This is a genomic window from Thiemannella venezuelensis, from assembly GCF_014203605.1.
Lineage (GTDB): Bacteria > Actinomycetota > Actinomycetes > Streptosporangiales > Streptosporangiaceae > Planomonospora_A > Planomonospora_A venezuelensis.
The window spans coordinates 116,851-128,293 of the sequence record NZ_JACHJJ010000007.1 but is presented as its reverse complement, the minus strand read 5'-3'; the positions used below and the strand labels follow the sequence as shown (position 1 = coordinate 128,293).

Annotated in this window: 10 protein-coding genes; 8 read left to right on the top strand and 2 right to left on the bottom strand. The window is 72.6% G+C overall.

All coding sequences use genetic code 11. The features are described 5' to 3' along the window. Nucleotides 1-111: 111 nt before the first annotated feature. Nucleotides 112-1,524 (bottom strand): hypothetical protein, encoded by a 1,413-nt coding sequence (locus FHS22_RS13055; protein ID WP_184941451.1) that lies wholly within the window; start codon nt 1,522-1,524, stop codon nt 112-114. A gap of 1,050 nt (nt 1,525-2,574) precedes the next feature. Between FHS22_RS13055 and FHS22_RS13050 the strand changes: the two genes are divergently transcribed. From FHS22_RS13050 to FHS22_RS13015, 8 genes are all read left to right on the top strand, one after another. Then, entirely contained in the window at nt 2,575-3,198 is a 624-nt protein-coding gene (locus FHS22_RS13050) for a hypothetical protein (RefSeq protein ID WP_338047730.1), read from the top strand. Between the two features lie 112 nt (nt 3,199-3,310). Beyond that, a complete protein-coding gene (locus tag FHS22_RS13045) occupies nt 3,311-4,114 on the top strand; it encodes a glycosyltransferase family 2 protein (protein ID WP_184941449.1) in 804 nt (267 codons plus the stop codon). Then, nucleotides 4,111-5,328 (top strand): 2-phospho-L-lactate transferase CofD family protein, encoded by a 1,218-nt coding sequence (locus FHS22_RS13040; RefSeq protein ID WP_184941447.1) that lies wholly within the window; start codon nt 4,111-4,113, stop codon nt 5,326-5,328. The genes FHS22_RS13045 and FHS22_RS13040 overlap by 4 nt, the downstream gene beginning before the upstream one ends. Continuing rightward, nucleotides 5,325-6,053 carry an HAD family hydrolase gene (locus tag FHS22_RS13035; RefSeq protein WP_184941445.1) on the top strand — a complete coding sequence of 243 codons (729 nt, stop codon included), beginning with the start codon at nt 5,325-5,327 and terminating at the stop codon, nt 6,051-6,053. The genes FHS22_RS13040 and FHS22_RS13035 overlap by 4 nt, the downstream gene beginning before the upstream one ends. Further along, the gene (locus FHS22_RS13030) at nt 6,046-6,828 is read left to right on the top strand and encodes an NTP transferase domain-containing protein (protein WP_221473587.1); all 783 of its coding nucleotides are present in this window, start codon (nt 6,046-6,048) and stop codon (nt 6,826-6,828) included. The genes FHS22_RS13035 and FHS22_RS13030 overlap by 8 nt, the downstream gene beginning before the upstream one ends. Continuing rightward, nucleotides 6,816-8,129, top strand: coding sequence for a glycosyltransferase family 4 protein (locus tag FHS22_RS13025; protein WP_184941443.1), 1,314 nt, complete (start codon nt 6,816-6,818; stop codon nt 8,127-8,129). Before FHS22_RS13030 ends, FHS22_RS13025 begins: the two co-directional genes overlap by 13 nt. Further along, nucleotides 8,126-9,394, top strand: a complete 1,269-nt coding sequence (locus tag FHS22_RS13020) for a lipopolysaccharide biosynthesis protein (RefSeq protein WP_221473586.1) — start codon at nt 8,126-8,128, stop codon at nt 9,392-9,394. Before FHS22_RS13025 ends, FHS22_RS13020 begins: the two co-directional genes overlap by 4 nt. After that, entirely contained in the window at nt 9,391-10,710 is a 1,320-nt protein-coding gene (locus FHS22_RS13015; RefSeq protein ID WP_184941441.1) for a glycosyltransferase family 4 protein, read from the top strand. Before FHS22_RS13020 ends, FHS22_RS13015 begins: the two co-directional genes overlap by 4 nt. Here FHS22_RS13015 and FHS22_RS13010 read toward each other — a convergent pair. Continuing rightward, nucleotides 10,685-11,443 (bottom strand): TauD/TfdA dioxygenase family protein, encoded by a 759-nt coding sequence (locus FHS22_RS13010; RefSeq protein ID WP_260407919.1) that lies wholly within the window; start codon nt 11,441-11,443, stop codon nt 10,685-10,687. The genes FHS22_RS13015 and FHS22_RS13010 overlap by 26 nt on opposite strands.

The following is an 11,443-nucleotide window of genomic DNA, read 5'->3' as shown; positions in this document are numbered from 1 at the left end:
GACGCCAGGTCATCCGGTATATCGAGGGGCTCTACAACCGGCGACGCATCACCCGCCGACGGTCTTCCCGCGGCGGCAGCCCCGGGCGAATGAACACCCCACCGCACACGATCACCCAGTCCGCCACAATGCGGAACGGACGACACGACCACAGCGGTGGGTGCCCAGCGCGTACACCTGACGCCCCCCAGGCCGCACCACCAGATCCATCACCAGGTCCACCGACGGCCCCGCGCAACCGCCGAAGCCGGGAAGCCGCCCCCGGCTCCAGCGCCCACCCGACATATGCCACAACTTCCCGGCCTTACTCACCACCCACATCCCGCCCGCACCGTCGGGCTCGGCATGCTGGAACCACTCACTGCGGTCCCCCGCGGCGGGACCCCAATGACAGCTCCAGGACCTCCCGTCCCAGTGCATCGCCATCGGACGGAAATCCACCTCCTCATCCTCGCCGGTCTCCACCAGCATCACCGCCGCACCGACCACCCACACGTCACCGGCACCCAGCACCGCCACGTCGTTGACCATCACGTAGGTCTCGATAAGCCTCCGGCCGCTCTTCAGGACGCCCCTGCCCGGGCCGCCCACGCCGGGCATTCCGATCTCCCGCCAGCCCGTCCCCTCCCAGCGCAGCAGCCCCGTCCGCCAGCCACCCCCGTCGCCCTCCCTCCCGGCGATCGCCCAGAACTCGTCGCCCCGTCCCTCGAACATCGAGACGTCCTGTAAACCGCCATAACCCGGAACGCCCAACTGCGGGGCCGGCAGCCGGTAGGACCGCCAGGCCGAACCCGTCCAGTGCAACGCCCGCCCGACGCCGTACCTCACCCACGGCCCACGTGCCTGCACGGAAGCATCGGGCTCCGCGGCGACGGGAAAGACCTCACTGCGCCACCGCCCTTCGTCGAAAGTGTGGACGAACATCGCGGGACCGGAGGAACGGTGGGCGTACTGCGGGCTACCGAAGACCCGCACCTGCCGATCCGGCGTCACCGCCACCTGCTTCGCGGTATGGGGGTTGGAGTAAGAGTCGAACGGCCCGCTGAACGGCACCGCCGGGATGTCGAAGACCCGCCAGGCCGAACCATCCCAGCGGCGGAGTCGACCGGGCCGGTACCCCGCGCCATCACGATCATGGACGGCCCACACCGTCCCGTCCGCGGCGGCGGCCACCCCGAGCGGCGCGGCGAAGGCGTCATCCTTATCGGCCGCCAGTCCTTTCCACGCCGGGGCCTTGCCCGCCACACGGAAATCGTCGGCACGCGCCGGCGGCTGGAGACAGGCGGTGGGCCGGGCCCGGACGGGCTCGAGCCTGAAGGGCTTGGCCGATCGCAGCAACAGGGTCGGGGCCGCCACCGGCTGCGGGGGCACGGTCGCCGGCGCATCGGGCGGAGACGGAACACGGGTCTTGCCGGGGGAGGAGCGCGCGGTCTCGGCGGACGGACGCTCGTCTCCGGATGAGGAGATTCCGGGTGACGGTGCCGTGCACCCGATCAGGGCCAGCACCAGCGCGCCCAGTGCCACACCCGTCAGGGGCTTCCCATCACGAGGGGAGGACATTCTCCGAATCCTCGCATACAGGGAGAGGCGAATCGTCTATCTGTCCATATCGGACAGTATGAGGTATATCTGCAGGTCGGTGAGGGTGCTCGCGTCTTATGCAGATCTGCTTGCCGATGAGGCAGCCGGAACGGCGTTCCGTTGGACCCGCAAGCGACCCGAGACGAGCCTGGGAAACAATAGGCAGACCATGGGCGGCCTGGTCTGGGCGGTGCTGGACCGCCCGAAGGGGAGGAGCGGCCCGTCGACGTCGAGCAAGAGCGGCGGGCGTCCGGTACGGCCGGTCATGCCGCGCCGGCCTCGTCCCGTCCGGTGGGTGCGCCGCGTTCGCAGCGGAGTGCGGGCCCGGTGCCCGGCCGGGTCCCCGTGGGCGGAGCGGCCGGGACGCTCATCGCACGGCGGGGTTCGGCGGCCCTGGGAGAACCCGTGCCTTCACTCGCCGTGCCCTCGCAGCCTTCGGGGAGCGTCCGTACGGACGATGCCTGAGGCTTACCAAAATACCCTTTTGTCCTGATTTATAGGGGTGCTGGATCCAGAAGATTCGTCCCAATTCGGAAGACATCAGTGGGGACTTACGGAAGGATGCATCCCGGCGGCACCCGGATTGTCGAGCCTTTCCGAAAGTTACTGAAAGGACTATGATCTTTTGCGGCAACTTTCTCTCGGAACGCCGGGCGAAGCGCTCCTTCGCTCTGTGTCCCCTCTACCTCACCCGTCAGCCGGACCCTCCCCGGAGGGGCCGGAGCCGAACACCCCCGTCCACGCCTCACTCGGCACCCCGGCCACCGCACGCCGCGGACGCGACCTTCCTCCGGGCCCCGGCAGGGCGGCCCGCGTCTCGGGTCCGAACGGGTGCCGGAGCACTGGCAACGGAAGAAAGGCGCTGAAGCCATGGCAGTAAACAGGGGGAGCCCCCCTTCCCTCGGCCTCCTCCGCGGCGGTGTTCCCGCCACCGGGTCTCCGCGGCATCCTCAGGGCTCCGTCCTGAGGTCGGAGCGGGCGTGGGCGCGGCACGTGTGGTGGATCGCCCTGGTCCTCGGCGGCGCCGGAGCCGCGTTCACATGGCTGGCCACGCCGCACGGCAGAGAGATAGAAGCGGTGTGGGAGCTCGGGGTCAAGCTGGCCGCGTTCGCCTGCCTGTGCGCGGCGATCGCGTTCTTCCCCTGGTCGACGCCGCGCCTCCACTGGCTGCTGTACGTCCCCTTCGTGTTCTTCACCGGATACGTCATCCCGCGGATCAGCTACTTCTACTACGGGGACGTGGCGCGCGCCCAGGGCGACAGCTTCTACACGCACCTCTACCTGCTCCTGTACCCCGGGATCGTGCTCACCGTCGCGGCCGCGCACCGGCTGGGGGGCGGAAGCCCGGGCGCCTGCCTGAAGATCGCGGTGAACGGCATCGTCATCGTGTTCTCCGGCTTCCTCGACCTGATGTGGTTCCTCGTCAACCCGGTCGAACTGCCCCGGGTCATCGACGCGCCGCACATCTCGATCTTCACGGGCGGTCCGATCTCCTACGGGGCGACCGTCCTGTTCACCCTGGCTCACCTCCCTGCCGTCGTGCTTGTGGGAGCGCTCCCAATAGATCGCTGGATCGATCGCCTGCTCGGCGTTGCACAGGTCGGCGGTTCGAAATGACCGCCCGCTTTGTCATGGTTTTTTTGGGAGCGCTCCCACAAAACCGCCGGATCGACCGCCTGCCCGGCACCGCCCCCACCGGCGGCCCGAAATGATCACGAAGGGCGAGCGCATGCCGGAAGTCCCGACAGCGTCCCGGACGGTCGAGCTCTCCGTCGCGGCGCCCGCCTTCAACGAGGCCGACAACATCGCGGCGGCGGTGGGGGAGTGGCGCGGCTATCTGGAGGACCACCCGGCGATCGGCGCGTGGGAGATCGTCGTGTGCGACGACGGCAGCACCGACGCCACCCGCGCGATCCTGGAAGACCTGCGGAAGGGATGCCCCGAGCTCGTCGTGGTGGGCTTCGAGCGCAACCGCGGCGCGGGCGCCGCGATCGCGGCCGCGATCGCCGCCACCCGCCTCGACTGGGTCGTGCTTCTCGACTCCGACGGCCAGTTCCCGATCTCCAATCTGGACGGGTTCCTCGACCGCGTCCGCGCCGGCGAGGGGACCGCCTTCTCCGGGGCCAGGATCCGGAAGGCGGACGGCCTGCGGTACCGGTGGGGGTCGGCGCTCAGCGGCGCCGTCGGAAACCTGCTCCACCGCACCCGGTACCGCGACTTCAACTCGATCTTCAAGGTCGTGTACGGCCCGCTCTTCCGCACCCTGCCGCTGGAGTCCGGCGGGATGAACTGCTCGACCGAGATCACCGCCCGGGTCGTCGAGGTCGGCCACGACTGGATCGAGATCCCGATCGAACACCGGGAGCGCGGCGGCGGCAGCCGGGGCTGGCGGTTCTGGCGGGGGGCGCGCGACCGTGCCCTGTTCGTGGGCTACCTCGGGTACCGGCGCTGGCTGCTCCGCATGGGCGTGCTGCGGCCCCCGGCCCTGCCCGCCGCCGGTGGACCGGCCGACCCGCCCCTGGAGGTCCGATGACCACGCCGCACCTCGACCGGGCGTCGGTGGTCCTGTTCAGCGGAGGGCGAGGCGGGGCCAGCATCGCCCGGGGCCTGCTGCGCGTGCCGGACCTCGACCTGTCCGTGGTGATCAACGGATACGACAACGGGCAGTCCACCGGGGCGCTCCGCCGCTACCTGCCGGGCATGCTCGGCCCTTCGGACTTCCGCAAGAACCTCCTGCTGCACCTCCACGGGGACGACTCGCGCCAGGCGGCGCTGAGGGGCGTGCTCGACCACCGGCTGCCCGCCCAGGCCACCCGGCAGGACCTCGACGACCTCGTGGACGGACTGGCGCGGGGCGGGGTGTACGGCATGCTGCCACCGCGCACGAGGGCGGCGGTGGTGCGCGACCTCCGCGTCCTGACGGACATGCTCGACGGCCGCCCCGGCCTCGATCTCGGCGACTGCGCGCTCGGCAACCTCGTGTTCGCGGGCGCGTACCTGAGACTGGGCCGGGACTTCAACGCCGCGATCCGCTCCTGCGCCGAGACGTTCGGGTCGCCGGTGCGGCTCGTCAACGTGACGGGCGGCGAGAACGCCTTCCTGGTGGCGCTCAAGCAGGACGGCCGGCTCCTGGCGGACGAGGCCGACATCGTCGCCCCGCAGGACCCGGTCGCCATCTCCGACCTGTTCCTCCTCGACAGGCCGATCACCCCGCGGCGGCGGGCCGAACTCGAGGCGCTCCCCGACGAGCACCGGCGACGCGCCCTGGCCCGCGACGGCGCCGGGATCTCCCTCAATCCGGAGGCCAGGGACGCCGTCGTGCACGCCGACCTGATCGTGTACGGGCCCGGCACCCCGCACTCGTCGCTGCTGCCGAGCTATCTCACCCCCGGGATCGCCGACGCGATCGCCGCCGGCCGCGCCGCCGCGAAGGTGTTCGTCGTCAACGTCAGGGACGACCACGACGTCCAGGGACTCGACGCCCGCGCCCTCGTCGGCCGCACCCTGCGCTACCTCGGCGACCCCCGCAACGAGCGGCGCATGGTCACCCACGTCCTCTGCCACCGCGCGGGGCCCGCCGCGACGGGGGACTCCCGGGCGCCCGAGGACGCGGGAGACGGGGACGGGGCGCGGTGGGTCACGGCCGACCTGGAGGACCCGCGGCGGCCCGGTGTGCACTCCGGGGCCCGCACGGTGGCCGCGCTGGCCCGCATCGTCGGCGAGACCTCCCTGCTGGGCGCCGGATGAGCGCGGTCACGCGGCGGACGGCCGCGGTGCTCGCCGGGCGGCGCGTCTGGTTGTGCGACCTGGACGGCACGCTCGTCGACTCCGCCCCCGCCCACGAGGCCGCCTTCCGCGCCGCGCTCGCCGAGGTGTCCCCCGGATTGTCCGGCTCCTTCGACTACGGCGCCCACACGGGGGCGAGCACCCGGCAGGTGGTGGAGGGGCTGGGCGTGGACCCGGCCCTCGCCGAAGGGGTGATCAGGCGCAAGCAGCGGTTGTACCGGGCGTACGTCCTGGACGGGGCGGTGCCGGTCCTGCCCGGGGCGCACCGGCTGCTGGCGCTCCTGGCCGACCGGGGGCACACCGCCTACCTCGTCACCAGCGGGAGCCGCGACTCGGTCACCCGCGTCCTGGAGGCATGCGCGCTGACCGGATACTTCCGCGGCGTGCTGACCGCCGACGACGTGTCGTGCAGCAAGCCCGATCCGGACTTCTACCGGCGGGCCTGCGACGCCTGGGCGGTCGATCCCCGCGGCGCCGTCGTGCTGGAGGACTCCGCGCACGGGGTGGCCTCCGCCGTCGGCGCGGGTCTTCTCACCCTCCAGGTGCACGGCGCCGCCCCGGCGGCCGGAGCGGTGCCGGTACGGGACCTGGAAGAGATCGTTTCCCTTCTCGGCACGGATGACATGAGCGACATGGAGGCTCTGGACATGGAGGCTCTGGACATGGAGGAGAACCCCCTTGGGTGACGGACGTGTCTGCGCGGTGGTCCCCGCGGCGGGGCAGGGGTCCCGGCTCGGCCTCGGGATCCCGAAGATCATGTTGGAGGTGGCCGGCGGCGTCACCGTGTGGGACCTGCTGCGCGGCCGCCTCGCACCGTGGGCGGAGCACGTCCACGTGGTGCTCTCCCCGGCGGGGAAGGCCCCCTTCCAGCGGCTGGCCGCCGAGGCGATCGAACGGGGAGAGGTCTCCGTCAGCGTCCAGGAAGAGCCCACGGGCATGGGCGACGCCGTCTTCGGGGCCGCCGTGCCGTACTGGGCGGACCACGACGCGATCCTGGTCGTCTGGGGCGACCAGGCGAACCTCTCCTCGCGGACGGTCGGCGAGACGGTGCGGGCCCATCGCGGGAGCGCCGCCGGGGGAGGGCCGGCACTGGCCCTTCCGCTGGTCGCGCTGCCCGACCCCTACGTCGAGTACGAATACGACGAGGACTCCTCGGCCCTGCTCCGGGTACGCATGTCCAGGGAGGGGGACGAGTGCCGCCCCGGCGGGCTCAGCGACGTCGGCGTCTTCTGCCTCAGCGTGGACGGGCTGGCCCAGGCGTGGCCGCGCTACCTGGCCGCGGCCAGGACCGGGACGGTCACCGGCGAGGTCAACTTCCTGCCGTTCCTGCCGTACCTGTCGCGGGAGCTCGGCTGGCGGACCACGGTGGTGCCGGTCGCCGACCCCGACGAGGCCCGCGGCATCAACACCCCCGCCGACCTGGAGTTCACCCGTAGGGCGTACCTGCGATGCACGAGCTGACCCCCGGTCCCGGACTGCCCCGCCGGGTCCACGTCGTCTGCTCGGAGATCCCGCCCGACGTCGTGGGCGGGCTCGGCCGCTACGCGGAACGCATGATGGACGCCCTGCGCCGCGGCGGGGTCCCCGTCACGGTGTACGGCACCGCCCGCAGGGGCCGGTCGCCCCGGACCGAGCGCCGCGGCGACGTCACGCTGCACCGGCTGACGACGGCGGGCGGCGGCCACGGGAGGAACCCGCGCACCCCGCGCGTGCTCCGGCTGGCAGCCAGGATCGCCGGGCTGCTCGCCTTCAACGTGCGCGTCGCGAGCCGCATCCTCCGCGCCGAGGCGGGACGGCCCCGGGCCGAGCGGTCCGGGACGGTCGTCGCCGTGCACGACTGGATGGGCTCCCCGGCCGGCATCCTGTGCCGCCTGGTCGGCCGCCTGCCGGTGGTCTTCCACGTGCACACCCGCGAACTCAACGCCGACCCGTCCGGGGGCCGCTCCCTGCAGGCGGCCTGCCTCGACGCGGTGGAGACGGCGCAGGCCCGCCTGGCGGACCTGATCATCGTGCCGAGCGCGAGCGTCCGCGACGACCTCGCGGCCCGCGGCTGGCCGGGGGAGCGGCTGCGGGTCCTGCCGCACGGCTTCGAGGAACCGGAGCTGCTGCGGCTGGCCGCGCTGCCCGGCGACGAGCGCGCCCGCGTCGTCTCGCGGATACGGAGCCGCTACCTGCCGGACGGCGAAGGCCGGCTGGTGGTGTTCGCCGGGCGGCTGTCCCCGCACAAGGGCGTGCACACCCTCATCCGGGCGGCGCCGCTGCTGGCGGAGAAGTACGGCGACCTGCGGATCGTGATCATCGGTGCGCAGCTCCCGCAGACCGACGACGACGCGGTCGTCGCGCGGCTGATCGACGAGACCGGCGCCGGCGAGCACGTGGTCGCCGGCTACCGGTTCCTCGACTCGGCCGAGCTGTTCGCGCACTTCCTCGCCGCCGACGTGTGCGTCTTCCCGTCCGTGTACGAGCCGTTCGGGCTGGTCGCGGTGGAGGCCATGGCCCTGGCCAGGCCGGTGCTCGTCGGCCCCGGCTACTCGCCGGAGGTCGTGGGGGACGGGGCGCTGCGGTACGCGCGCGACTGCCCCGGGGAACTGGCCGACGCCCTGTCGCGCTGCCTCGACGACCCGGCGGAGGCCGCGCGGCTCGCCGCCCGCGGCGCCGCGTACGTCCGGGAGCGCTACAGCTGGTCCCGGACGGCCGAGCGGACCCTGGCCGCCTACGCCGAGGCGGCGCGGCGGCCCTCCCGCACCGGGGCGGCACGGTGATCTTCCGGCGCGGCGGGCGGCGCTGGGCCGTCGCGGCCCCGATGGCCGTCAACGCGGTCGCCAGCGGCGTCTCGGCCTCGACCACGCTGCTGGTGGCCTGGGGAGTCAGCGCCGCCGAGTTCGGACGCTTCACCCTGGTCCTGTCGATCGCGCTGATCGTCACGGTCGGCATGGTGATGAGCCTGCACTTCGTCATGTACCAGGAGCTCCCGCGGGCCCGGACGGAGGAGCACCGCGCCCTGATCACCACGGCACTGCTGTCCACCCTCGTGCTGGGCACGGCCATGGCCCTGGCGGGGCTGCTGGCCGCCCCCCTGCTGACCGTGCTCGTGGGAGTGGACCTGCGCACCCTCTGCCTCGCGCTGGCCCTCGCCCTGTCAATGGCGGTGAACCACCTCACCGAGAGCTTCCTGCGGGGCCTGCGGAAGTACGGCCTCACCTCCGGAATCAAGATCGTCATCGCCTTCGCCTACCTGGGACTCTCGGCCTACTGCCTGCTCGTGCTCGACGTCAGGAACGTCGACTGGTACCTGCTGGCGCTGATCGGCACGAACCTGCTCTTCGCCCTCGTCTCGGCGATCGGCTTCCGGATCGACCCGCGCTCCTGGTCGCGCCCGCTCGCCCGCTCGCTGTACCGGCACGGCGCCTACCTCACCGTCCTCGGCGGCCTCAGCGCCGTGCTCTTCGGCGTGGACGTGATCTTCCTCAACCACTGGGCGGACCAGACCGAGGTGGGGGTGTACTCGATCTACAACAACTTTCCCAAGCGGCTCCTGGGGGTGGTGGTCGCCGACGGCATCGGCCTGGTCCTGCTGCCCGCGCTGGCCGTCACGGACACGTCCTCGGCACTGCGCCGCATCGGGCGGCTGTCCCCGGCCGTCTTCGCGGCGACGGTTCTGCTGTCGTTCGCGGCGAGCGCGGTGTTCTTCCTCCTCCTCCGGGACGAGTATCCGTACTCGTTCGGCCTCATGGCCCTGTCGGCCCTGGGCATCGGCGCCCACACGGTCTTCAACCTCTACTCGGCGGCCCTGTCGATGGACGGGGTGCGGGGAGCCAAGGCCCTCATCGCCGCGCAGTCCGCCGCGGCGCCGATCGTGCTCTCCTGCCAGGCCGCCCTCATCGCCTGGCAGGGCCTGGTAGGCGGGCTGGTGGCGTTCATCCTGTGCAATCTCGTTCTCATCGCGGCCGTGGCCGTCGTCTCCGCCCGGGTGTACCGGTCGCGGGCCGAGGCGCCGAGCGTCCGCAGTCCGGAGGTCCGGCGATGAAGATCGCTCACATCATCAACCAGTTCCCGCCCAACATCACCGCGGGGCTCGGCCGCTACATCGCGGAGATCGCCCCCCGCATGGCCGAGGGGCACCGCCTGACCGTCTTCACGCCCAACGACGGCCGCCTGCCGGCCCTCGAACGCGTCGGAGGCGTGGTCGTCCACCGGCCCGGGGACCGGCTGCTCGGCGCGATCAGCCGCAGGCGGCGGCTCAACCGCACCCGCAGGCTCGACTTCGCCCTGCTCACGCTGAACGTCCTGGTCAGCAACTGGCGGTACTTCCTGCGCCTTCTCTCCGCCGGGCGGAACGGGCGGCCCGACCTGGTGGCGGTGCACGACTCCACCAACTTCCTCGCCGGCCTCCTCTGCCACCACCTGCTGCGGCTTCCCGTCGTCTTCCACGTCCACACCACCGAGTACGGCGTCAACCGCAGCCACGGCACCGCGGGGGCGAAGGGACTGCTCGCCGCGGTCGAGCGGTGGCTGGCACGGGTCGCCCGCCGGATCGTGGTCCCCACCCCGGAGGTGCGCGACCAGCTCGCCGCCTCCGGCTGGGACCGCTCGTCGATCGAGGTGGTCTGCCTGGGCGGCACCTTCGAGCGGCTGCTCGCCGGAGACGGGCCCGGAGGGGAGGCGCTGCGGGCGCGGGCCGGCGGCCTGCGCGCCCGGCTCGGCGTCGGGTCCGACGACACGGTCCTGCTGTTCGTCGGCAGGATCGAACGGCAGAAGGGGATCTACCAGCTGCTGGAGGCCATGCCGCGGATCGTCGCCGCGGTGCCCGGGCTGCGCCTGGTGATCGTCGGGGAGGGCGACGATGAGGGCGTGCGGCGGATCGTCGCCGAGGCCGGGCTGGCCGGGCACGTCCGCACCTCCGGCGGGTGGGTCGGCGGCGAGGACCTGCTGGAGTACTACGAGATGGCCGATGCCTGCGTCTTCCCCTCGCTCTTCGAACCGTTCGGCCTGGTGGCGACCGAGGCGATGGCCATGGGGAAGCCGACGATCCTCGGTCACGGCTTCTCCCGGATCTTCCTCGGCGACCCGGCCCGCCCCGCGGCGCGCTTCGTACGCGGGGACGACCCGGACGACATCGCCGAGGCCGTGATCGAGCTCATGCCCGACCGGGAGGCGCGGGATTCGCTCGCGGCGGAGGGCGAGCGGTTCGTCCGGAAACGGCTGAGCTGGGACCGGACCACCGAGGAGACGCTCGCCGTCTACCGGAGCGTCCTGGACGGGGACCCCCCGGGGACCCGCCGGCGGCGGCACCGGCCCGACGACGGCGGGCCGGTGGTCAGGCGATCGCGACCCGGTCCATGATCCGGCGTTCGGGCAGGTAGTCGGCGACGGCGTAGTGCTGGACGGAGCGGTTGTCCCACAGGACCACGGTCCCCTCCGCCCACCGCACGCGGCACTGCACCTCCGGCACGGACGCCATCCGGAACAACCGCCCGAGCAGGGCGGCGCTCTCGTTCTCCGGGATGCCGACCACCCGCGTGGTGTAGGCGGGGTTGGCGAACAGGATCTCCTCCCCGGTCTCCGGATGCGCCCGCATCAGAGGATGGACGGCCGGCGGGAAACCGGCGAGACGTCCGCGCTCCTCGGCGCGCGCGCACTTGGCGATGTCGTGCTCGGCGGAGAGGTCCCGGACGACCTCCCTGAGCCTCTCCGGCAGCCGCCGCCAGGCGGCCCTCATGTCGGCGAACAACGTGTCGCCGCCGACCGCGGGAAGGCGCACCGCACGCAGCAGGGCGCCGATCGGGGGGTTCGGGAGGAAGCTCATGTCGCTGTGCCAGACGTTCTCCGTGGGAGGCGCGTCCACCCCGTGGTCGATGCGCGCGATCTCGGGATGGCCGGGCAGCCCGGAGGGCAGGGGCGTGACACCGCCGAAGCAGCGCGCCAGCGCGATCTGGCCCTGCGGGGTGAGCGCGGCCTGCCCGCGGAATACGAGGACTCCGTGGCGCAGGAGCAGGGGGCGCAGGCCCCGGGCGACGGCGGCCGGCGGCCCCGCCAGGTCGGCGCCGTGGACCTCGGCCCCGCAGGCCGGGGTCAT

Coding starts and splice junctions, on each gene's coding strand:
- FHS22_RS13045 (WP_184941449.1), top strand. CDS start 3,311: ATGCCGGAAGTCCCGACAGCGTCCCGGACGGTCGAGCTCTCCGTCGCG.
- FHS22_RS13040 (WP_184941447.1), top strand. CDS start 4,111: ATGACCACGCCGCACCTCGACCGGGCGTCGGTGGTCCTGTTCAGCGGA.
- FHS22_RS13035 (WP_184941445.1), top strand. CDS start 5,325: ATGAGCGCGGTCACGCGGCGGACGGCCGCGGTGCTCGCCGGGCGGCGC.
- FHS22_RS13025 (WP_184941443.1), top strand. CDS start 6,816: ATGCACGAGCTGACCCCCGGTCCCGGACTGCCCCGCCGGGTCCACGTC.
- FHS22_RS13015 (WP_184941441.1), top strand. CDS start 9,391: ATGAAGATCGCTCACATCATCAACCAGTTCCCGCCCAACATCACCGCG.
- FHS22_RS13010 (WP_260407919.1), bottom strand. CDS start 11,443: ATGACCCCGGCCTGCGGGGCCGAGGTCCACGGCGCCGACCTGGCGGGG.